Source organism: Flammeovirga agarivorans, assembly GCF_012641475.1.
Taxonomy (GTDB): Bacteria; Bacteroidota; Bacteroidia; order Cytophagales; family Flammeovirgaceae; genus Flammeovirga; species Flammeovirga agarivorans.
This window is the reverse complement of record NZ_JABAIL010000002.1, coordinates 697,448-720,534: the sequence shown is the minus strand read 5'-3', so window position 1 is coordinate 720,534 and position 23,087 is coordinate 697,448. Positions and strand designations below refer to the sequence as shown.

Sequence of the window (23,087 nt, the reverse complement as noted above, 5' to 3'; positions counted from 1 at the left end):
AATATAGTTTTTTTCACCATCTACTTTAAAAAATATATTCTCTTTATTTAAAGTGAGGCAAAATGATAACCTTTTTTAGAAAAATGAGCTAAAAATCGAGGTAAAACATACTTGAGATTCTTTTCTGCTTTAATACTATCATGAAAAACTACAATCGAACCGTCTTCAGTTAGCTTGATTGCAGTAGACAAACATTTCTCTTTTTTGAAGTTTTTATTATAGTCTCGAGTTAACACATGCCACATGATCATCTCATAGTTGGGTAGAATTTCTCGAATCATCTTTTTTCCAACTTGACCATGTGGAGGTCTAAAAAGATTCTTTTGTGATTGACCTTTAAATAAGGTGTTACTTTCTAGCCATTTTTGGCACTCCTCAATATTTTCTAAATATTTAGTTAGACCATTTTTCCAATATTGTAAATGATTGAAAGTATGATTGCCAACGGTATGTCCTTCACTTAATACTTTCTGATATATTTCAGGGTGTTTCCTAATATTATCACCCACACAGAAAAATGTGGCCTTAGCATTGTAATTAGAAAGTTGTTCAAGCACCCAAGGTGTGATCTCTGGAATCGGTCCATCATCAAATGTAAGATAGATTGTAGGCTGATCTGTTTGCTCTTTCTTCCAAGTTAGACTCGGGAATAGTTTATCTCTAACGATACTACCGACTTTTTGAATCATTTTTATAGTTTTTCTAATACACCTACAAATATAAGATCTTTAATATTAAGCTTAGGAATGATATTTATTTTTTGTTTAAAATGCTGTATATCAGTATTTGTAGTGTAAAAAATATGATAAAATACCCTTAGACTTCGTAATTATTTATAAAAACGGAGCGATTCCTAATTTGATTATTTGCAAATAAAAAAATAAGATCTTTATATTTGAATCAAACAATGATTGAAAATGTTGAATAAAACGCAAAATATCGTCCTAGTTATTATTAATATTACGATTGTCGTCCTGATTAAGGAGAGATAATGGTCCAGGATCGTATTTTGTTTTAGAAAATATATAGAGGCCATTGTCAAAGTAAAACTATCTTGACAGTGGTTTTTTTATTATCAGCATTTATAATAGTCGGAATTAGTAAAGTTTTAAACTCTTCATGCGAATGAAATATTATGATAAAGACACAGTAATTTTCCATAACGGAGAATTTATCAAGGCTGAAGAGGCAAAGGCAGATTTATTTTCTCAGTCTTTGCACTATGGGAATGGTGTTTTTGATGCCATGAGAGCTTATGATACAGCTCTTGGTCCACATATCTTCAAAGCAAAAGAACATATTACTCGTTTTATCGAAGCAGCAAAAACAATGCACCTCGATATTGACTATAATGTGGATGAGCTCGTTGGAGTGTCTTATCAACTACTTGAAGAAAATGGCTTTACTGATGCTTATATCCGTCCATTAGTTTATGCTGATGAGAATATGGATTTAACACCAACTAAAAAGCATAACTTATTCATTGCTGCTTTCCGTTGGGATAAATTCTTAGGAAAAGACTTGTTGGATATCACTATCTCAGCATATACTCGTCCTAGTCCATATTCATTTAATGTAGAAGCTAAAATTTCAGGTCACTACATTAATTCAATTGTTTCTATCGCAGAAGCAAAAGAAAGAGGTTTTGATGATGCGTTATTATTGGATGTAGATGGTTTCATCTCTGAAGGTACAGGTGCTAACTTCTTTTTTGAAAAAGGTGGAAAACTTTATACTTCTCAAAGAGGACACATTTATCCAGGTATTACAAGAAATGTAGTATTTGATATTGCAAAATCTTTAGGAGTTGAAGTAGTAGAAGGACAATACAAACCAGAAGATCTTAATGATATTGATGGAGCTTTCTTCACCGGAACTGCTGCACAAATCACAGGAATTAATAGTATTGATAAAAAACCAATGAATAAAGATTGGGAAAATACTATCGGTTGTGAAGTGTTTGAAAAGTACAGACAGTTCGTTACACAGAGTGAGTATGACAATTACTCAATTATCTAATTACGGAATTATAACAGACAAACAATAATCAGGAATTATGGCAGAGATGTTAAATAAGCACAGCCGCACTATTACTCAAGATGATACACAGCCTGCAGCACAGGCCATGTTATACGGTATTGGTTTAACTGAAGAGGATATGGATAAGCCTCAAATCGGTATTGCTAGTACTGGTTATGAGGGAAATACATGTAATATGCACTTGAACGGTTTAGCTGCAGAAGTTAAAGTTGGTGTTCAAAAAGCAAATATGGTGGGGTTAGTATTTAATACAATTGGCGTAAGTGATGGTATTACTAACGGTACAATTGGAATGCGTTACTCTCTTCCTTCAAGAGATATTATTGCTGACTCTGTTGAAACAGTTACAAACGGACAATTCTACGATGGATTAATTACTGTTGTAGGTTGTGATAAAAATATGCCAGGTGCTATGATGGCAATGTGTCGTATTAACCGTCCAACTATCATGTTGTATGGTGGTACTATTGCATCAGGTTGCTGGAAAAAGAAAAAATTAAACATTGTATCTGCTTTTGAAGCTCTAGGTGAAAAAATCGCTGGTACAATTTCAGATGAAGATTATAAAGGTGTAATTAAAAATGCTATTCCAGGAGCTGGTGCTTGTGGTGGTATGTACACAGCAAATACAATGGCTTCAGCTATTGAAGCAATGGGTATGAGTTTACCATATTCTTCATCTAACCCTGCAGTAAGTACTAATAAGAAAGATGAATGCCAGAAGTTAGGACCTGCTATTCGTAACTTATTAGAACTAGACTTAAAACCTTCTGACATCTTAACTAAAGCATCTTTCGAAAATGCATTAGCAGTAATTATGGCATTAGGTGGTTCTACAAATGCTACATTACACATGTTGGCAATTGCTAAAGCTGCAGACATCGAATTAACTTTAGATGATATTCAAAGAGTTTCAGATAAGGTACCATTCTTTGCAGATCTTAAGCCTTCAGGTAAATACCTAATGGAAGATGTGTTTGCAGTGGGCGGTATCCCAGCAGTAATGAAAACTCTTCTTAACTGGGGGTTATTAGATGGTTCTTGTATGACTGTAACAGGTAAAACAATTGCTGAAAACTTAGCAGATGTTGATCCTCTAGGTTCAGAACAAGACTTAATGAGACCTCAAGATAATCCTATTAAGAAAACAGGTCACTTACAAATTTTATATGGTAACCTTGCAACTGAAGGTTCTGTAGCAAAAATCACTGGTAAAGAAGGTGAGAAGTTTGTTGGTCCTGCGAAGGTATTTGATAACGAGTTTGCAGTTATCGATGGTATCTCAAACGGAGAAGTAGAGAAAGGTGATGTAGTTGTAATCCGTTATGAAGGACCAAAAGGCGGTCCTGGTATGCCAGAGATGCTGAAACCTACATCAGCAATTATGGGTGCAGGTCTTGGTAAAGAAGTAGCCCTAATTACAGATGGTAGATTCTCAGGTGGTACACACGGTTTTGTTGTAGGGCACATTACTCCAGAAGCTGCAGTAGGTGGTAATATCGCACTTCTTAAAGATGGTGATATGATTACTATCGATGCGGTAACAAACAAAATCGAAGTAGATTTATCTGACGAGGAATTGGCAGAAAGAAGAGCAAAATGGGTTGCTCCAGAGCCAAAATTCAAGAAAGGAATCCTTTATAAGTATATAAAAACAGTTTCTTCTGCATCTGAAGGATGTGTAACTGATGAATTTTAATCAGTGATTAAGAAGTAGTACGAAAAATTGTTTCAATAATGAGTACAGCGACAAAAGAGTTCACACAAGAACAAGGCGCCAAGCAGAAAACACCAAAAGTAACTGGAGCTGAAGCTTTATTAATGGCTTTAGTAGAAGAAGGGGTAGATACTATTTTTGGTTACCCGGGTGGAGCAATCATGCCTGTGTATGATAAGCTTTATCACTATGATGACAAGTTAAAGCACATTCTTGTGCGTCACGAGCAAGGAGCTACACACGCAGCTCAAGGATATGCTCGAGTCAATCATAGAGTAGGGGTTTGTATGGCAACTTCTGGTCCTGGTGCAACAAACTTAATCACAGGTTTAGCGGATGCAATGATCGATTCTACTCCAATGGTAGCAATCACTGGTCAAGTAGCATCTCACTTATTAGGTACAGATGCATTCCAAGAAACTGATGTTGTAGGTATTTCAACTCCTGTAACAAAGTGGAATTATCAAGTAACAAAAGCATCTGAAATTCCTGAAGCGATTGCGAAAGCATTTTACATCGCAAAAAGTGGAAGACCAGGTCCTGTGTTAATTGATATCACTAAGGATGCTCAGTTTGAAGAGTGTGATTTTAAATACAAACCTTGTACTAAAATCAGAAGCTATCAACCTGTTCAAACAGCAAAAGAAGAAGCTATTGATGCTGCAGCTGCTTTGATCAATCAATCCAAAAAGCCATACATTTTAGTAGGTCACGGAGTGATGTTATCAAAAGCAGAAAAGGAATTGATTGCATTTGCAGAAAAAGCAGGCATTCCAATGGCATCAACTTTATTAGGTTTATCAGCTGTACCAACCGACCATCCTCTTTATGTAGGATATTTAGGTATGCATGGTAACTATGGTACAAATGTAAAAACCAACGAATGTGATGTTCTTATCGCTGTAGGTATGCGTTTTGATGACCGTGTAACTGGCGATTTGAGTAGATATGCAAAGCAGGCAAAAGTGATTCATATTGAAATCGATCCTTCTGAGATTGATAAGAATGTGAAAGCGGATGTAGCTTTAATTTCTGATGCAAAAGAAGCGTTAGAACGATTGATTCCTAAAGTGAAAGAAGCAAAACACGACGAGTGGTTAGCAGAATTCCATGCTTGTGATGATATCGAAAAGAAAGAAGTATTAGACTATGCTTTGGGCGACAGTACTGAGAAAGTAAAAATGTCAGAAGTAATCAAAATGCTTTCAGATAAAACAAAAGGTGAGGCGATCATTGTAACAGATGTAGGACAGCACCAAATGGAAGCATCTAGATATTATGAATTTAAAATTACTGACAGTATTGTAAGTTCTGGAGGTTTGGGAACAATGGGTTTTGCCCTTCCTGCAGCCATGGGTGCAGCAGTTGGAGCTCCCGATCGTTTGGTAGTATCTATCTCAGGTGATGGTGGTTACCAAATGACTGTTCAAGAATTGGGAACAATATTCCAATATAAAATTCCTGTGAAGATTCTTGTTTTAAATAACAGTTTCTTAGGAATGGTAAGACAATGGCAAGAGTTATTCTTCGATAGAAGATACTCATTTACAGAGATGGTAAACCCTGATTTTGTAAAAATGGCAGAGTCTTATTACATCAAAGCTGACAAGTCTGAATCAAGAGAAGACTTAAGTGCTAAGATGGATCAATGGTTAGCTACTGAAGGGCCTTGTTTCCTAGAAGTAGTTGTTGAAAAAGAATCAAATGTATTCCCAATGATCCCTACGGGAGAATCGGTTTCAAATGTTCGTTTGAAGTAAAATCATAAGATCATGGAGGAGAAACAAAGATTTACCTTATCAATATTTACAGAAAACGTAGTAGGTCTAACGAACCGTATTTCAATCATCTTCACTAGAAGAAAATTAAATATTGAAAGTTTAACTACATCAGCATCAGAAGTGGACCATGTCCATAGATTCACTATTGTGTTTAACACTGGTAAGGATCAGGCTGAAAAGGTAGCAAAACAAATAGAAAAACAAATAGATGTACTTCGTTGCTATCTGTATGAAGATAGTGATACCATCTATCAAGAAATAGCTTTATATAAAGTGGCTGTGGATAGCCTTACAAACTCTGATGCAGTAGAGGAAATTGTAAGAAAAAACCACGCAAGAATTTTAGCCGCTAAAGCTGACTTCATAGTGATCGAAAAGACAGGTCATGAAGAAGATACTCACGCTTTATATGAGGCGCTTAAACCTTTTGGGTTGATGCAGTTTGGACGTTCAGGAAGAATTGCATTGTCAAAGGAACGTCAAGAAATCAGTGCATTATTGGCAGAATTTGAACAAGAGGATGCGATTGTATAGATCCATAGGGTCTTAAAATAACTTTCAAACTAATAAAGAATCACAACTTTTAATTATTATGGCAGAGATCAATTTCGGAGGAGTAGTAGAGAACGTAGTAATGCGTGAGGAGTTTCCATTAGAGAAAGCTCAAGATGTACTTAAAAATGAAACTATTGCAGTTATCGGTTACGGTGTACAAGGACCAGGTCAAGCGCAAAACATGCGTGACAATGGTTTAAACGTTATCGTTGGTCAACGTAAAGGTGGTGCTTCATGGGATAAAGCTGTTGCTGACGGTTGGGTACCAGGTGAAACACTTTTTGAAATCGGTGAAGCTGCTGAGAAAGGTACAATTATTTGTTACTTACTTTCAGATGCTGCTCAAATTGCAGTATGGCCACAATTGAAAGAGAAATTAACTCCAGGTAAGGCACTTTATTTCTCTCATGGTTTTGGTGTTACTTACCATGAGCGTACAGGTATCGTACCTCCAAAAGATATTGACGTAATCTTAGTTGCTCCAAAAGGTTCAGGTACTTCATTAAGAACAATGTTCTTAGAAGGTCGTGGTTTGAACTCTTCGTATGCAATCTACCAAGATGCTTCAGGTAACGCTTACAACAGAACTATCGCTTTAGGTATTGGTGTTGGTGCTGGTTACTTATTCCCAACTGACTTCAAAAAAGAGGTTTACTCTGATTTGACTGGTGAGCGTGGTTCATTAATGGGTGCTATCCAAGGTTTATTCGAAGCACAATATGACGTACTTCGTGAGAACGGTCACTCTCCATCAGAGGCGTTCAACGAAACTGTTGAGGAGTTAACTCAATCATTAATGCCATTAGTTGCTAAGAACGGTATGGACTGGATGTATGCTAACTGTTCTACAACTGCTCAAAGAGGTGCATTAGACTGGAAAGATAAATTCCGTGATGCAGTTCGTCCAGTAGTTGAAGATTTATATGAGTCTGTAGCAACTGGTGAGGAAGCTCAACGTTCAATCGATACTAACTCTCAACCAGATTACCGTGAGAAGTTAGACGAAGAATTACGTGTATTACGTGAGTCTGAAATGTGGAGAGCAGGTGCAGCAGTAAGATCATTGCGTCCTGAAAACCAAGAAGTAGAACAAGAAGCTTAGGCTTTAATCATATTCATTGAAAAGGGGGATTGCTTCGGCTTTCCCCTTTTTCAATCTTTAAGTATTAGTCTTAACTAATGCTTTGTAAAATATAATCCTTATGTCAGAAGTAAAAGAAGCAGTGGCTTTACCCAGTGTAGAGTCAGTTGTAAAAGCACATAGAAAGCTCAAAGATGTAGTGACAAGAACTCCTTTGATGCGAAACATGAATTTATCCGAAAGATATCAAGCAGACATCTGGTTGAAGCGTGAGGACCTTCAAATTGTACGTTCTTACAAGCTTAGAGGTGCTTACAACAAAATCTCCTCATTGTCTAAAGAAGAGAAAGAGAGAGGTATTGTATGTGCCAGTGCTGGTAACCATGCACAAGGTGTTGCTTATTCTTGTAAACAATTGGGTATTCATGGTGTGATTTACATGCCTGCTCCTACACCAAACCAAAAGGTAAATCAGGTAAGGATGTGGGGTAAGGACAAAGTAGAAGTTGTTCTTATAGGAGATACTTTTGATGATGCTTATGCAGCTGCAATGGAACGCTGTGAAAGCGAAGGACGTGTATTTATTCACCCTTTTGATGATCCAAAAGTAATCGAAGGTCAAGGTACTGTTGGCTTAGAGATATTGGAGGATGCTAAAGAAGAAATAGATTACTTAGTAATGCCTATTGGAGGTGGAGGCCTTTCTTCTGGTGTAGGTAGCTATTTTAAACAGATTAGCCCTAATACCAAGTTAATTGGAGTAGAACCTGAAGGAGCTCCAGCGATGAAAGCATCTATTGATAAGGGTGAGGTAGTAACGTTAGATAAAATAGAAAAGTTTGTTGATGGTGCTGCCGTTCAGAGAGTAGGAGATAACACTTTCCAAATCGCAAAGCAATTCTTAAAAGATGTAGTACTTGTTCCTGAAGGAAAGGTCTGCTCTACTATCTTAAGATTATACAACGAGGACGCTATTGTAGTGGAACCAGCGGGAGCTTTGTCTATCTCAGCATTAGATGCTATAAAAGACGAAATAAAGGGCAAAAAAGTAGTATGTGTAGTATCTGGTTCCAATAATGATATTGGACGTATGGAAGAGATTAAAGAACGCTCTTTATTATACGAAGGATATAAACATTATTTTATGGTAAGATTCCCTCAAAGAGCAGGAGCTCTTAGAGAATTCTTAGCAGAAGTACTTGGTCCAAATGATGACATTGTGCACTTCGAATACACAAAAAAGGTAAATAGAGAGAAAGCTCCTGCCATTGTTGGTATAGAAGTGAAGTACCCATCTGACTTTGATAGCTTAACTCAAAGGATGAAAAAAGGTGGTTATAAGTACGAATTACTAAATGAGAATCAAGATATGTTTAACTTTTTGATTTGATAAGTTACTGATTTAATATTGATCATCAGTATTTTATAATTTCATTAAGAATAGATTACATTTTTAATCTCTTTAATCCTTGTTTTATAAAAATCAAGGGTGCATATTTGCATCGCTTTTTAGGAAACCTCTCCTGTAAAAGCGAACTGGAGCAGTAGTTCAGTTGGTTAGAATACCTGCCTGTCACGCAGGGGGTCGCGGGTTCGAGTCCCGTCTGTTCCGCCAACAAGTCTTCATCAGACTTTCAAAAACAGATGACTGGAGCAGTAGTTCAGTTGGTTAGAATACCTGCCTGTCACGCAGGGGGTCGCGGGTTCGAGTCCCGTCTGTTCCGCCAACCAATTCAGAAAGGCAAGTTCATTTGAGCTTGCCTTTTTTATTTTATTAGATCTAACATTTCTTCAGGTAGGTCATTTTCAAATTTTAATAATTCTTTATTTGAGGGAGAAGTGAAATGTAATGTTTTAGCATGTAATAAATGTCTGCCTACCTTGTTTTGTAATGCATTGTCATATGTCAGCATGGGTACTTCATATCTTTTATCACCAACAAGAGGATGACCAATAAATTGCATATGTACTCTAATTTGATGTGTGCGTCCGGTTTCTAAACGACATTCCACCAATGAAAACTTCTTATGTTCCTTAATCACTCGATAATGTGTGATAGCTTCTTTTCCAAAAGATTTATCCTTTGATACTTCAATACTTCTCTCATTTGATGGATTGCGTCCAATGAATTCCTGTATCACCCCTTCTTTCTGCTTCAGTTGCCCCCAAACTATAGCTTGGTATATTCTGTAGGGTTTGAGTGATTTAAATTGCTCTGAGAGGAATTCTCTTGCTTCAATTGTTTTAGGAATAACAACTATACCGCTAGTATCTTTATCTAATCGTTGCACCAAGCAATCTTTAACCAGTGAATCTTTCTGATTAGATATTTGGTAATGGTGTAAAAGAGCGTTTTGTAACGTATGATCATAATGCCCCAATCCAGGGTGCATTGGCATTTGAGCAGGTTTATTGACTACGATAAAATCTTTTTCTTCATATATAATATCAAGAGGAAAGTCATAGGGTTCTAGTTCAACTCTTTTTCGGAAATATTCAAACCATTCAATTTTATCACTAGGTTTTAATTGATAGCTTGATTTAGATTTTTTACCATTAACTAAAACAAGTACATCTTTTATGTGTTTCTGAATTACATTTCTACTTTTGTTAGGAAGTTGTAAAGAGAGGAAGTGATCTAAACGCGTAGACTTTCCTCCGTCGGGAATAATAAACGATTCATGTAAATGTTTTACAGTAGGCATAACTTTATTTTAAAATGCTAACTTGCAAAGCTAATTTTTAGAATTGAAATATGGAGGAAAATAATAGATCTATTATCGATCAGAATAATAATATCAATAAGTCAAAAGCACCACAAAAGAAAAAAACAGTTGGAATGGTCTGGTGGAAACACCTATTGTTATTTATCTTAACAGTGATGGCAACTACTTTTGCAGGAGCTGAATGGATCTACGGTAAATCGGTGTTATTTTCTGAGTTAACACCCGAAGAATGGAAAGGGTCTTTAATGTACTCGATTCCATTTGTAGGTATACTCACGATCCATGAATTTGGACATTACTTTACAGCAAAGTATTACAAATTAAAAGTGACACTTCCTTATTTTCTTCCAGTATGGTTTTTAAGTTTAGGTCCTTCTTTAGGTACATTTGGTGCATTTATTAGTATCAAGAGTCGGTTAAAATCAAGAAAGGAGTTCTTTGACGTTGGAGTATCTGGCCCTATTGCAGGCTTTTTGGCAGCTTTAGTCGTCTTATTTTATGGTTTTACTCACCTTCCTCCTCCAGAATATATCTTTCAGATTCACCCTGAATATCAACAATGGGGATTAGACTATGCAAAATATGCCTACGAGAATTTAAATGAAGGAGAAAATTTAACTATTGGAACGAACCTATTATTTCAGTTTTTCACTTATTATGTTGCTCCGGACCCAAGTTTAGTACCTAATGGACATGAATTAATGCATTACCCTTTTTTATTTTCAGGGTTACTTGCTTGTTTCTTTACTGCATTAAATCTAATGCCATTTGGTCAGTTAGATGGTGGGCATGCTTTATATAGTATCATAGGAAGAAAATGGTTCAATAAGATCTTACCTTATACTTTTGCGGCATTGCTGTTTTGGGGAGGTTTAGGTTTATTTTCTGCGATAGATAGCAATGAAATATTAATTACCTATGCTCCTTTTTATGTGATTTATTTGTATTTGGTTTCGATGAAACTATTCAAAGATAAAATAACAATAGCTCTGTATGCGATGTCAATATTTACATTGCAATTTGTAATCACTACGATTTATCCTGATGTAGTAGGCTATGAGGGATGGTTATTTTGGGTATTTATTCTTTCTAGATTCCTAGGTTTACATCATCCACCTGCAATAAATGAAAAAGGTGTTGATACCAAACGTAAATTTTTCGGCATCATCACCTTGATCATATTTATATTATGTTTTACTCCAACCCCTTTTATTATTAATTAGGGTTGTTGTGTTTCTTCGTCAAAAATGTATGGTTGTTTACCTGGGTTGAAGTTAGGGATGTCTAACATACCAAAACCATGGGTAGTTAATTCTCCAAAACCATTGTTATAGATAAACTCTTGTACTTCTGGAGCAGCTAATACTTCAAAAGGAAGTGTGTAGCCTCTTGCTTCAAAGATTTCACCACCTTTAATAACAGAGTAAATACGGGCAAACTTCTTGTCCATACGATTAATTCTAGCCAAATACTGTTCATCAGGAATTACCTGAAAACGGAAAAATGAAGAAATCTGTTCTGTAGTATATTTTCCAGATTTTTCCATTCTAAACATTGTAGAATCGTAAAGCATATCAGAGAAGTCATCACTCATTGGATTGACGAACATTTTATTGTTCAAGCCTTCTATTTGGTGAAAAGGTACAATGGGTGAAATACATAAATACTTCATAGATTCTTTGAATGTAGGGGCATCTTCAATTTCTACAGAATCTGCTTGGAGCATTAAATTGCCTAACAAAATATGTGATTCTTGAAAAAGACCTTGAACTACTCTATCTATGAAAGTTTTACTAGGACTCGTTAAAACGATGGTTGCTTTTTTTGAAAAATAATGTAATCCTTCACGACCTACTTTAGTCTGACCTTTAAGACCAGAAAAAGTGAAATTCGAGGACTCAAATAACTCATTGTCAGCACATACTATTCTAAGCATGTTTTGAACAAGTTTTTGGTGATGAAAGGGTAATATTGCACCCTTATTTCTGAGATTGAAGATTATTCTTATGCGCACCTTCTAAAAAATTTGTAGTTGGTAACAAAAAGGATAAATCCTAATTAGATTAAAAAATTAAACATTTAGAGCTAAAAGCGATCAAAATATTAGGCTCTAACTAGATACTTTGTATATGCTTTTGATTAAGTGTACACTTGTTTAACGGGTAATTGTTAGAATAACAAAGTACGCTTGACCATTAATATCATTATATTAATCAAAAAAAAGTAATTTTTTCGATAAAAAGATAAAATAATTGCATTGAATGCTATGGATTATATTTTTTCCACCAATGTTGCAATACTAAAATACTCCAAACTTGGTTTTGGTCATAATTACTTGAATTGAAAATCATATTCTTTAATTGTTGAACGTAAATTGGATTAAAAATGTTCTGCTCCCTCACAAAATCATCATCCAACATTTCATTCACCCAAGATCTCAAGGCAGTTTTATAACCTTTCATTAAAGGTACTTCAAAGCCATGTTTAGGCCTTTTATAAAGTTCTTCAGGTAATAAATCCCTGAAGGAGTCTTGTAATATTCGCTTTTTCATTTGTCCGTTGATTTTGTATTCAGCTGGTAACTTCATCGCAAATTCAACGACATTGTGATCTAAGAAAGGAACTCTTACTTCAAGGCTATGATACATAGACATAGAGTCTACTTTATGTAACATATCGTTGACAAGTAGTCCTTGGATATCGGCTAATAAAACATCATTAATTCCATCTCCTGTGATTGATTGTGTAATAGTATTTTTTCTAGATAAAAAGGCTTCTTGATCTACAGAATTTAGAAAAGTATCAGAAAGGATTGAGTTTGTAGTAGGAGTATCTCTCCAGCAGCATTGAAACCAATACCTTTCTTGGGGTGATAACTTAAGTCCATCACCAAATTTTATAGCTTGTCTTACTTTATTTCCTAAAACTGAATTCCTACTATTTGGAAGTTGTTTTAGAATAGGTAAAAGTGAAGATATTACAGTCGCTAGTGTTCCTCCTTGTCGAGATTTCCATTCTCCTAAATGTTTATTGTACCCGGCAAACATCTCGTCGGCACCATCACCAGACAATGCAACTGTAACGTTTTTCTTCGTTTCTCTACAAAGTATATTTACGGCTAATGCGGAGGCATCAGCAAAAGGTTCACCATAATGATCCAACATTCCAAACAAGTGATTATAGAAATCATCTTGAGTTAATTTGAAGGCAGTATGTTGAGTTTTGTATTTTTTTGCAACTAGTTCTGCGTAATATGTCTCATCAAAAAGAGGTTCATCTTTATAGCCTATCGAAAAAGTTTGAAGCTGATCAGTATATTTTGATGCTAAAGCAACAACTGCAGAGGAGTCTATACCACCACTTAAAAATGCACCTAATGGAACATCTGACACCATTCGTTCTTGTATTGATTGATCCATAAGACGAAGCAACTCTTTTTGTGCAGCATCATATGAAATATTTAATGGTGTCGTTATTTTTTCCTCTATCGAATAGTATTGTTTTATTTCAACATTCTTATTCTTGATAAAGATATAATGCCCCTGTGGTAGCTTTTTAATCCCTTTGTAAATAGAATCGGGAGTAGGAATATACGTCAATTGTAATAATTGATAGATAGATGTAGGATCGATCTCTTTTTCTATTCCAAATTGACGTAAGGCATTCATTTCACTGCCAAATACTACTTTATCTTCATCAACAGCATATAAAAGTGGTTTTATACCTAATCGGTCTCTAGCAATTAGTAAACTGTCGTTTTCATTATCGTAAATAGCGAATGCAAAAAATCCATGAAGCATATCCAAACATTTTACACCAAAATGAATGTATGCTTCTAATAGAACTTCTGTATCTGATGTAGTAGTGAACTGAACGCCCTTTAATTCTAATTTTTGACGAATGCTTTTGTAATTATAGATTTCTCCATTGAATACAATAGAATACCTTTTTGAGGTACTGTGCATTGGCTGATTTGCTCCTTCAGATAAATCGATAATGGATAACCTTCTATGACCTAAATGTGCAAAATGACTATTGTATATCCCTGATGCATTTGGTCCTCGATGTGCAATGCTTTCATTGGCTTTGTGAAGGTGAATCGCTTGCATTCGACCTATTTCATTAAACGCATACAGTCCGGTAATTCCACACATAAACGATGAAAATCTATTGAGTATTTAGTTGAAAAAATTAGTTAGTTCGAAATTACAATAATTTATATTTAGATAATAAAAAAAGCACTTCTTTTGGAAAAGTGCTTCTCTATATCTTTTTATATAAGCTGAAGTAAATATCCTAAAACAGCCCCACCAAGTATCACATGCATTGCGTTTGCTTTTTTTACTTTGAAAGTGACAAATAAACTGAGACATGCTATAATTATACTTTGCCAATCTACCAATGATGCTTTACACATGGAAAGTAATACACTAATCATTAAAGCAACAGCAGCAACATTTACGCTGTCCAAGAAATATCCTACCTTTTTATTATTTCTTAATTTAGGTATTAACGGATTTAAGGCGATCACTAAAATAAATGAAGGAGTAAAAATGCCTAAGGTTGCTAAAATAGCTCCCTGAAATCCTCCAAGTTGATACCCAATAAAAGTAGCAGTAGATAAAACAGGACCTGGTGTAAATTGTCCCATTGCAATAGCATCCATTAATTCTTGTTGACTTAAGAAGCCTTGTTGTACTAATTCGGCATCTAAATAAGCAAAAAGAACATACCCACTTCCGTAGAGAACTGTTCCTACTTTTAAAAACTTGAAGAAAATGGTTGAACCTGATATAGTTTGTATTGTAGGAAGTGAAATTGATGAAAGTAATAAAGGTTGAAATGATTGTTTTATCTTCTTCTTTTCTTTGAATGAGAAATAGATGATGCCTAATAACCCTGTTCCCAACAAAGAAATAATTTCATCCACACCGAGTAAACTTAATATTAATGTGATTGCTCCTATGAACCCTAATTCTTTTGTCTTGATTGCTTTCTTGCCTAGTTTGAATATTGCAGCAATAATTACGGAAAGCACAGCTGGTTTAATGCCTAGTATAAATGGAGCGATATTAGGAGTTTGTCCATATTCGACATACAAAAAACCTAGAAAACCAGTAATTACTACTGCAGGGAAAATAAAACATAAGCCAGCAACAATTAGCCCTAAAATACCAGCTCTTTCATGGCCAGCATGCATTACCATTTCAGTAGAATTAGGACCAGGAATAAGATTGGTTGCACCTATTAAATCTAAAAAATGTTCTTGGGTAATCCACTTTCTTTTTTCAACAATTTCTTCTTCTAACATGGCAATGTGAGCAGCAGGGCCTCCAAATGCAAAACAGCCAAGTTTAAACATAACAGCAGCAACTTCACTGAGTTTATTTAATTGATTCATGATCGTTAATGAATTATCGTTAATTAGTTTGTAATGCAAAATTAGGGTAAAGAGAATAAAGTAGTGTTGGACATTTGAAAAAAATCACTGAAGAAATATACGATATAAAAAAACAGGCATAGAACACTTTTCCCGTTCTATGCCTGTCTGTGTCACGCTTTTAGAAACTGATAATTTTATTTCAAAATTCGTTCAGTTTGCTAGCATTATCTCATCTCATAACTTTCAAGTACAAATTAAGCGTAAAATGCACACATGACTTGATGATGTAGATTTAGTTTTTGTTGATTATTGTCATTGCTTTATTAAATAACATTAATCAATTGAAGCTCTTTTACCTAGCTCAACAACTTTTAGGTCTTTGGGTTTTCCATCATCCAATACCATTTTAATAATTGTTCTTTGATGATGGAACCCATGCCTCCCTGCTGCTCCAGGATTAATATGAAGTAAATTTCTTTTTTGATCTGGTATAACCTTGAGAATGTGTGAATGCCCACAGATAAAAATATTAGGATTAACTTCGTTTAATCTCTTTTTTAACTTTGTGGTATATCGAGGTGGGTATCCTCCAATATGTATCATATAGATTTTTAAACCTTCCAGTGTGAATATTTGTTCCTCAGGATACTCCATTCGAAGTTTTCCATTATCAATATTCCCATAAACAGCTCTTACTGGTGCAATTGCTTTTAATGCACTCATCACTTCTTCAGTACCTATATCACCTGCATGCCATATCTCATCACAATCTTTTAGATGTTCAATAATGCGGTCATCAATATAACTATGTGTATCAGATATTATTCCTACTTGTATCATTCAATCGATTAATAATAAATGTAAATATTGCCAACTCTAAAGACTATTCGAACGTTCAGTTAATTGTATTCGAAATAAAGTAATAACCTAGAGTTTGTTTTTTAGCAAGCTCGCAAAAATTGAATTACTATGAAAAATATAATCAAAATCTTCGTGGCAGTTTTTACTTTATTCTTTTCATTAGCAGTAACTGCACAAGATACTCTCGATATAAATAAAACACTCTCAAAGAAAGAAATTAGAGTTCAAAAAAAATTAGCAAGACAGAAAGCTAAAGAAGAAAAGAAAAGACAGGCTGAAATCTATGAAAGAATCTTACATGAACAAGCCGTGTCAGGAATAGATAGTCAAGCTTTTGTATTAGAAGCTACTCAGGTGTATGATAGATATGGTCATACAGAAAATGTTTCTAGTAATATCAACTTTGTAAAAGTATCAGGTGATGTTGCCGTTTTCCAATTAGGCTTCGATGGTGTTGTAGGGTTGAATGGAGTAGGAGGTATTACCATGGAAGGTAAAATTTCAGATTATCAAGTCATTGAAGAAAAAAACGGTAGAAAGACAGTAAAATTCAACGTTATGGGACCACTTATGTTAGCAAATATGCAATTCAGTGTCGATGGAGCTGGTAATTATGCTAATGTTAAAGTCAGAGCCCAAACAGAAAATATTGAGTTAAACTTTAGAGGTGTTGTTAAGCCAACAAACCATTCTACAGTTTACGAAGGCATGAAATTGTTTTAAGTTTAAATTATGTGTAGTAGATGATGTAAAATAAAAGAGCGACTTCTTTGAGGTCGCTCTTTATATATAGTTACTTTTCTCTTTTCATATTTCTACAGCAAATTTCTTCATTCTGACCTTGAGAAAGTATGATAACTAGAGTTTTTTTACATGATTGTCGTCATTGGTAGTGTTCTAGATATTGATGAATTTGACTTGTATAAAATACACTTGTATATTTATAATGAATTGTAAATAGGCGAGTTATGTAAATTTTTATACCCTTAAATGAAAATGTTATGAGACCATTAGAAGACTTAAGAGGTCTTTTCATACATCAAATGAAAGATCGCTATGATGCAGAAACTCAACAACTAGAAGTGTACCACCAGCTCAAGGATAAAGTACATTCGATTACTTTAAGAAGAGTGATTGAAACATGTGAAAACAGTGCCCAAAAACATTTAGAATTTTTAGACCAGCTTTTTGCTCAAATCGGAGAAAACCAAGTAGGAGATATTTGTGAGTGTAGCCTAGGATTGATCAAAGAAATGAATAAAGTGATTGATAGAGCAACCAACGAAAATGTTTCAGATATGGCCATTTTATCAACAATCAAACAATTACATTCCAACGATGTTGTAGGTTATCAAATTATATCCTCATACGCACATCAAGTTCATGATGATGCTATTATGGATATTTTAGATGTTATGCTAAGAAATGAACAAGACTTAGACCTTTTGTTAGATGAAACAATAACATCACTAATCGATAAAGAAATTGAAGAATTATCTATTGTTTAGTTATTCTTCGGAATATATTGATCTAAGGATTCTCTTGCCTCACTTTCTGGAACAGTAACGATAAAGGCATCAGGGAATCCTTTTTTTCTTACCTTCTCTTTTACTTTTTCTGCCTGAGACTTAACATAATACTTACCCACTAAAACTTGATATTTATATGGATTTTTAGAAGTGTCGTCGTCATCATAGAATAGATAGACTGCTTCTTCTAATTGAGTGAATTCCCTTTTGTTAAGGTCCAATTTTCTATCGGAAGACATAATCTGAATTCTATAAAATACCAACGAGTCGTTGACTACTCTCAATGAATCTGTTTTTTTTGCCAGTATAGTTGTTGTAGAGTCGCTGGCAGCAACAACAACTGGGGTAGCTTGCTCAACTACTTCTACTTTTTTGGGAGGAGGAGTAGTTTTGGTCTGTGGTTTTGAAGTTGGAGCATTAAATGTTCTCACATAAGCATCTTTAAAACCTTTCTTTTTTACTTCATCAAGTAGTTTGGTTGTATACCTTTTTTCATATTCTCTACCTACCAATAAACTATATTTCCCATTTTCTTTTAATGGGTCAATTTTCATATTTAGACGTTTATACTTTTTATAGGTAATCTCTTTTTTATTCGTTGTAGTTCCTATTTGAACTCTGTAATAAGGATATCTCTTATCTGGAGCTGGTTTGTGTGGTGAGTTTTCAAAGTCTCTAATTGCTCTATATAAAGCTGATGCAATGTATGTTTGTCCTTTTCCAGAGTTAAGGAATAATTCTTCCTTAGGGTTGCTCATAAAACCACATTCGATTAAGACGCCAGGCATTTCAGTGTACTGAATAACCTGCAAATTATGGCCTCTATCGTTTTGATCTTTTATACCTCTACTCGTTCTACCTGCTCTTTTAAATTGATAATCAAATGATTTAGCTAATCCATAGGAGGTAGGGAATTTCTTGCTTTGGATATGTACTTGAGTACCATGATAGCTTTTATTGTGGAGTGAGTTACAATGGATACTGATAAAGTAATCTGCATTAACACTATTTGCATAGTCAACTCTTTCATCTAAAGTTACTGTGCGGTCCGTTTTTCTAGTGTATAGGACTTCAACATTTTTGACCCTTTCTTCTAAATATCCTCCAAGTCGGAATGCGATATCTAAGTTTAGGTCAGCTTCGTTCTTTAGGTGTGTACTCTGACGGCTTTTGGGTTTTCCAACATCCTCACCACCATGTCCGGGGTCAAGTACAATCACTACTTTTCTTTTAAAAGAATGTTCTTTGTATTTCTCACTTTGTGCAAAAGAAGTGATTGTTGTCAGGATGATGACAAATGGTAATATAAAGTATGAGTTGATAAACGGTCTCAAAAAAATCATAATTTAAATGATGTGCTCTACATTCATTTCTATTTTCAATGAGAAATATGAATGTATTAATATCTTATGTTGAGTCTCTCAATATTGAAATTACGAAATTAGAAAGAATACTCTCTTATTTACAAGTATTCTAATATAGATATTTAGTAAAATTATGCGAATTGCCTCAAATTAACGACCTTTGCATCGTTTCACAAAAGTTGAAATAAACAAACAAATGGCAGAAAATAAAGAAGAACAAGAAATGTCGTTCTTAGATCATTTAGAAGAACTAAGATGGCATATTATGAGAGGGGTAGGGTCAATTTTCATCTTTTCAGTAATTGCCTTTCTTTCAAAATCATTTGTATTTAATGTAATTATATTAGGACCGTCTCGATTAGATTTTCCTACTTATCAATGGTTATGTGAATTGTCGCATTATATGAACACTGATGCTTTATGTATTCAGAGTCTGCCATTTACGATTCAGAGTAGGACAATGACCGGGCAGTTTGCTATGCATATAATGTCTTCGGTAGTGATTGGATTAATTTTCGCTTTCCCTTACACTTTCTGGGAGGTTTGGCGATTTGTAAAGCCAGCATTATATGATAATGAACAGAGTGCTACTACAGGAGCGACTTTCTTTGTAAGCTTCCTGTTTATCGTAGGGATTTTGTTTGGATATTATATTGTATCGCCATTAGCTATTAATTTCCTTTCGAATTATCAAATTGATGAAACGGTCTTAAATGAATTTGATATATCCTCTTACATTTCCACATTATCTATGATCGTTCTATCAAGTGGAGTAATGTTTCAATTACCAATGGTGGTTTTTGTGTTATCAAAATCAGATTTGGTAACACCAGAGAGTATGAAGGATTATAGGAGACATGCAATTGTGATCATTCTTATTATTTCAGCTATCATCACTCCTCCAGATCCTATCACACAGATATTAATTGCAGGTCCAATAATGTTATTGTATGAAATTAGTATTCATATTAGTGCAAGAGTGCTGAAAAGAAAAGAGAAGGCCGCAAAGAAAGCTTTAAGAAAAATCTAGAAATTAGAAATAAATAAAAAGCCGAACACGATATTAAAAGTGTTCGGCTTTTTACTTTATAGGTTTGTTCTTTCGGAGATCGACCTACCTAAGGTAAGCTCATCAGCAAATTCTAATGCTCCACCTACTGGAATACCTCTTGCGATGTTACTCATTTTCAAGATAGTAATAGGTTCTAATTGCTGACGAATAAAAAAGGCGGTGGTATCTCCATCTAAACTTGCGTTTAATGCAAAAATAACTTCATTAATGTCTTCATTATGTACTCGTTCAATGAGGTGTTCAATAGTTAAGTCAGCGGGTGTGATTCCTTGTAATGGAGATATTACACCATTTAATACATGGTATAAACCTTTGTAAGCACCGGTTGATTCTATTGCGAGGACATCAGACATATTTTCAACAACACACAAGGTATGGATATCCCTAGAGGGATTGCTACAAATTCCACAAATTTCATGATCAGAGATGTTGTGACATTTCTTACAGAACTTTACATTAAGCTTTAAGCTTGCAATTGATGTAGCTAAATCTTTAGCATATAATTCATCCTCTTTTAAAATGTGTAATGCCAATCTTAGAGCAGTTTTTTTACCTATACCCGGAAGTTTAGACAAATTTTCTACCGCTTGTTCTAACGATTTAGAAGGAAGGTTTAACACAATGGATGCAATTTATATGAGATAATTAAAGAATTTCGGCAGATATGCCACGATCAGACATAGATCTACGCATAGGAGCAAGTTCGTCGAAAGTACCGTTTTTAACAGCACATTTCCCATTATAGTGAATAATCCACGTACATTGTTCTGCTTGGTGTGTAGTGTGTTTACAAATTTGAATCAATGCATCAATAACATGATCAAAAGTATTCACATCATCATTAAAGACCACAAGTTCGCGGTTAAATTCTGAGTCAGTTTCTACCTCTTCTAACTCTTGAACTTCAGTATCACTTTGAGTTGCAAATTTTACCATAAGAAAGTAATAAGATTTGAAGTTGCAAATTTACAAATCATCATCATAAATTTCTAATTACACATACCATAACAATTATAATAATTGTATAGTTTGCGTTAATAGTACAAAATGATAAAAATTTAATTTACAATATATGGAAAATAGAGTACTTATCACAGGATCAAATGGTTTACTTGGTCAATCCTTACTGAAATTACTAAAATTAAGGGGAAATATAGAGGTATTTGCAACCGGAAGAGGAAAAGATAGATTTAATGAAAAAGGTTATAAATATCACAATGTAGACTTGGTTGATAAAGTACAGATTGATAATCTTATTCGTGAAGTGAAACCCGATGTGATAATTCATGGAGCTGCTATGTCTAGAGTTGAAGATTGTGAAGACAACCCAGAGCTAGCAATACAAGTAAATACAAAGGCAACCGAATTATTATTAAATGCTTCCCGCGATAACAATGTAAAACAATTTATTTTCCTTTCTACAGATTTTGTTTTTGAAGGAGATAAAGGCCCTTACAGTGAAGAGGATGATTGTAATCCACCCAATTTTTATGGTGAAACTAAATTAAAAGCCGAACAATTAATATTAGAGGATACCTCTTCGATCATTAAAACAATCATTCGTACATGTTTAGTTTATGGTCAAGTAAAAGACATGAGTCGTTCTAATATTATGCTATGGGTTAAGGGGAAGTTAGAAGCAAAAGAACCAATAAAAGTAGTGGAAGACCAATTGAGAACTCCTACATTTGTAGATGATTTAGCGGAAGGCTGTATACTTTCTTATGAAAAAAAAGTAGGGGGGATTTTTCATATTTCAGGGAAAGATAAATTAACTCCCTTTGATATTTCTTTAAAAGTGGCAAGTTTCTTAAATTTAGACGATAATTTAATTGAACCTGTTAATGCAAGTGTGTTTAAAGAGCATGGACGACGTCCTCTGAAAACCGGTTTTGACATTAGTAAAGCAATTGAAGTATTAGGCTATGAACCAATAGGCTTTGACGAAGGGATGTCGAAAGTATTAGAAAATAAAGTGTGACATTTAAGAAAAAAATAACTACTGAAATAATATATTTGCACTATTATGTGCATTCATTTGGCTTTTATTTTCTTCATCATCAATAGTTTTTTTGGGTAAAAGAGAATTTTTTTGGCACAAAACGTGTGTTATAATATAAACGGTGAATAATATAATTACTGTTTAGTCTGATTAAGCGTCCTTGAAATAAGGATTTAGAATAAAAGTTTATCTGTTCTAAAATGAATATCAAGAACTGTTATAAAGTTGTATTGTTCTTCGCAATTTTATTTTTCGCCATGTCTGAAGTTTCAGCACAAGGTGTAAAAGGTAGAGCGAGATTTACAGCTAAGAAAAGGTATTGGAGTTATGGTGGTATGATTACGACAACCAGTTTTATGGGAGACCTATCACCAACACCAAGTAAAGGTAGTATCGATTGGAGTAACACTAGAGCCAATTTTGGCGGTTTTGTTCAAAAGAGATATGCACCGAGAATTACAGCAAGAGCATCACTAGGTAATAACTTTTTTGCCGGTAGTGATAAAGATGCTGGAAGAAATGAAAATAGAGGCTTAGAGTTTAACTCTTATGCCGCCCAGTTAAACCTACAAGGACTTATTGATTTGTTTCCCAATGCAGGTGTATACTATAGAAGACCAAAAATTCCGATTCCATATATTGGTTTAGGTGTTGGTGCTTTGTTCGGTACGTCTACAGTGAAACAAAACCCTGACCCTAATTATCAAGGAGAGATACTTTCTGGAACACAAAAAGAATCTTTTGTTACTTATGTAATTCCTGTATCTCTTGGTATAAGATATAAATTATCAACACACATGGATATTGGTGTTGAGGCAGCGTTTAACTATTCTGGAAGTGATAAATTAGACGGAATTGATAACAGTATTAACGGTAGTACTTTTGAGGAACTTAATGACGTTTTTATGACATTAGGTGTGAATCTAAGTTACATCATGGGAGGTACGATTAAGATGCCTAAATTCCGTTAAACCTA

At 34.5% G+C, this 23,087-nt stretch carries 21 protein-coding genes and 2 tRNA genes; 14 read left to right on the top strand and 9 right to left on the bottom strand.

What is annotated here, in order from left to right:
* Positions 1-47: 47 nt before the first annotated feature.
* On the bottom strand, positions 48-689 hold the full coding sequence (locus tag HGP29_RS07740; RefSeq protein ID WP_168881793.1) for a polysaccharide deacetylase family protein: 642 nt from the start codon (positions 687-689) through the stop codon (positions 48-50).
* Positions 690-1,125: 436 nt separating this feature from the next.
* Here HGP29_RS07740 and ilvE point away from each other — a divergent pair, with 436 nt between their 5' ends.
* The 8 genes from ilvE (at position 1,126) to HGP29_RS07700 (ending at position 8,901) form a co-directional block, all read left to right on the top strand.
* Entirely contained in the window at positions 1,126-2,019 is an 894-nt protein-coding gene (ilvE, locus tag HGP29_RS07735; protein WP_168881792.1) for a branched-chain-amino-acid transaminase, read from the top strand.
* Between the two features lie 37 nt (positions 2,020-2,056).
* On the top strand, positions 2,057-3,739 hold the full coding sequence (gene ilvD / locus HGP29_RS07730) for a dihydroxy-acid dehydratase (RefSeq protein WP_168881791.1): 1,683 nt from the start codon (positions 2,057-2,059) through the stop codon (positions 3,737-3,739).
* Positions 3,740-3,777: 38 nt separating this feature from the next.
* Positions 3,778-5,517, top strand: coding sequence for a biosynthetic-type acetolactate synthase large subunit (gene ilvB, locus HGP29_RS07725; protein WP_168881790.1), 1,740 nt, complete (start codon positions 3,778-3,780; stop codon positions 5,515-5,517).
* A gap of 12 nt (positions 5,518-5,529) precedes the next feature.
* Positions 5,530-6,072: an acetolactate synthase small subunit gene (ilvN, locus tag HGP29_RS07720; RefSeq protein WP_168881789.1), complete on the top strand. Its 543-nt coding sequence runs from the start codon at positions 5,530-5,532 to the stop codon at positions 6,070-6,072.
* A 58-nt stretch (positions 6,073-6,130) separates the two neighbouring features.
* On the top strand, positions 6,131-7,195 hold the full coding sequence (gene ilvC / locus HGP29_RS07715; RefSeq protein ID WP_168881788.1) for a ketol-acid reductoisomerase: 1,065 nt from the start codon (positions 6,131-6,133) through the stop codon (positions 7,193-7,195).
* Positions 7,196-7,295: 100 nt separating this feature from the next.
* Positions 7,296-8,564: a threonine ammonia-lyase gene (ilvA, locus tag HGP29_RS07710; protein WP_168881787.1), complete on the top strand. Its 1,269-nt coding sequence runs from the start codon at positions 7,296-7,298 to the stop codon at positions 8,562-8,564.
* A gap of 148 nt (positions 8,565-8,712) precedes the next feature.
* Positions 8,713-8,789 (top strand) — tRNA-Asp (locus HGP29_RS07705).
* Positions 8,790-8,824: 35 nt separating this feature from the next.
* Positions 8,825-8,901: transfer RNA gene (locus HGP29_RS07700), tRNA-Asp, on the top strand.
* A gap of 39 nt (positions 8,902-8,940) precedes the next feature.
* Here the strand turns inward: HGP29_RS07700 and HGP29_RS07695 are convergent.
* Positions 8,941-9,879: an RluA family pseudouridine synthase gene (locus HGP29_RS07695; RefSeq protein ID WP_168881786.1), complete on the bottom strand. Its 939-nt coding sequence runs from the start codon at positions 9,877-9,879 to the stop codon at positions 8,941-8,943.
* A gap of 50 nt (positions 9,880-9,929) precedes the next feature.
* Between HGP29_RS07695 and HGP29_RS07690 the strand changes: the two genes are divergently transcribed.
* Positions 9,930-11,123 (top strand): site-2 protease family protein, encoded by a 1,194-nt coding sequence (locus HGP29_RS07690; RefSeq protein WP_235958276.1) that lies wholly within the window; start codon positions 9,930-9,932, stop codon positions 11,121-11,123.
* On the opposite strand, the gene cas6 is transcribed toward HGP29_RS07690, so the two are convergent.
* The 4 genes from cas6 to HGP29_RS07670 form a co-directional block, all read right to left on the bottom strand.
* Positions 11,120-11,836 (bottom strand): CRISPR-associated endoribonuclease Cas6, encoded by a 717-nt coding sequence (cas6, locus tag HGP29_RS07685; protein WP_168881785.1) that lies wholly within the window; start codon positions 11,834-11,836, stop codon positions 11,120-11,122. The genes HGP29_RS07690 and cas6 overlap by 4 nt on opposite strands.
* 328 nt (positions 11,837-12,164) lie before the next feature.
* Positions 12,165-14,054 (bottom strand): asparagine synthase (glutamine-hydrolyzing), encoded by a 1,890-nt coding sequence (asnB, locus tag HGP29_RS07680; protein WP_168881784.1) that lies wholly within the window; start codon positions 14,052-14,054, stop codon positions 12,165-12,167.
* Positions 14,055-14,173: 119 nt separating this feature from the next.
* Positions 14,174-15,340: a chromate efflux transporter gene (chrA, locus tag HGP29_RS07675; RefSeq protein ID WP_235958275.1), complete on the bottom strand. Its 1,167-nt coding sequence runs from the start codon at positions 15,338-15,340 to the stop codon at positions 14,174-14,176.
* A gap of 276 nt (positions 15,341-15,616) precedes the next feature.
* Complete coding sequence (locus HGP29_RS07670; RefSeq protein WP_168881783.1) at positions 15,617-16,123, bottom strand: metallophosphoesterase family protein; 507 nt, start codon at positions 16,121-16,123, stop codon at positions 15,617-15,619.
* 129 nt (positions 16,124-16,252) lie between these two features.
* Between HGP29_RS07670 and HGP29_RS07665 the strand changes: the two genes are divergently transcribed.
* Both HGP29_RS07665 and HGP29_RS07660 read left to right on the top strand, forming a co-directional pair.
* Entirely contained in the window at positions 16,253-16,867 is a 615-nt protein-coding gene (locus HGP29_RS07665; protein WP_168881782.1) for a DUF4251 domain-containing protein, read from the top strand.
* Positions 16,868-17,145: 278 nt separating this feature from the next.
* Positions 17,146-17,652: a YciE/YciF ferroxidase family protein gene (locus HGP29_RS07660; protein ID WP_168881781.1), complete on the top strand. Its 507-nt coding sequence runs from the start codon at positions 17,146-17,148 to the stop codon at positions 17,650-17,652.
* Here HGP29_RS07660 and HGP29_RS07655 read toward each other — a convergent pair.
* The gene (locus HGP29_RS07655; protein WP_211093226.1) at positions 17,649-19,007 is read right to left on the bottom strand and encodes an N-acetylmuramoyl-L-alanine amidase family protein; all 1,359 of its coding nucleotides are present in this window, start codon (positions 19,005-19,007) and stop codon (positions 17,649-17,651) included. The genes HGP29_RS07660 and HGP29_RS07655 overlap by 4 nt on opposite strands.
* Positions 19,008-19,233: 226 nt before the next feature.
* On the opposite strand from HGP29_RS07655, the gene tatC reads away from it, so the two are divergent.
* Positions 19,234-20,067: a twin-arginine translocase subunit TatC gene (tatC, locus tag HGP29_RS07650; RefSeq protein ID WP_168881779.1), complete on the top strand. Its 834-nt coding sequence runs from the start codon at positions 19,234-19,236 to the stop codon at positions 20,065-20,067.
* 56 nt (positions 20,068-20,123) lie between these two features.
* On the opposite strand, the gene recR is transcribed toward tatC, so the two are convergent.
* Together recR and HGP29_RS07640 are read right to left on the bottom strand one after the other, a co-directional pair.
* A complete protein-coding gene (gene recR / locus HGP29_RS07645; RefSeq protein ID WP_168881778.1) occupies positions 20,124-20,729 on the bottom strand; it encodes a recombination mediator RecR in 606 nt (201 codons plus the stop codon).
* Positions 20,730-20,754: 25 nt separating this feature from the next.
* Complete coding sequence (locus HGP29_RS07640; RefSeq protein ID WP_168881777.1) at positions 20,755-21,045, bottom strand: ATP-dependent Clp protease adaptor ClpS; 291 nt, start codon at positions 21,043-21,045, stop codon at positions 20,755-20,757.
* A gap of 136 nt (positions 21,046-21,181) precedes the next feature.
* Here HGP29_RS07640 and HGP29_RS07635 point away from each other — a divergent pair, with 136 nt between their 5' ends.
* Together HGP29_RS07635 and HGP29_RS07630 are read left to right on the top strand one after the other, a co-directional pair.
* Positions 21,182-22,090 carry an SDR family oxidoreductase gene (locus HGP29_RS07635; protein ID WP_168881776.1) on the top strand — a complete coding sequence of 303 codons (909 nt, stop codon included), beginning with the start codon at positions 21,182-21,184 and terminating at the stop codon, positions 22,088-22,090.
* 221 nt (positions 22,091-22,311) lie between these two features.
* A complete protein-coding gene (locus HGP29_RS07630) occupies positions 22,312-23,082 on the top strand; it encodes a DUF6089 family protein (RefSeq protein ID WP_168881775.1) in 771 nt (256 codons plus the stop codon).
* Positions 23,083-23,087 lie beyond the last annotated feature (5 nt).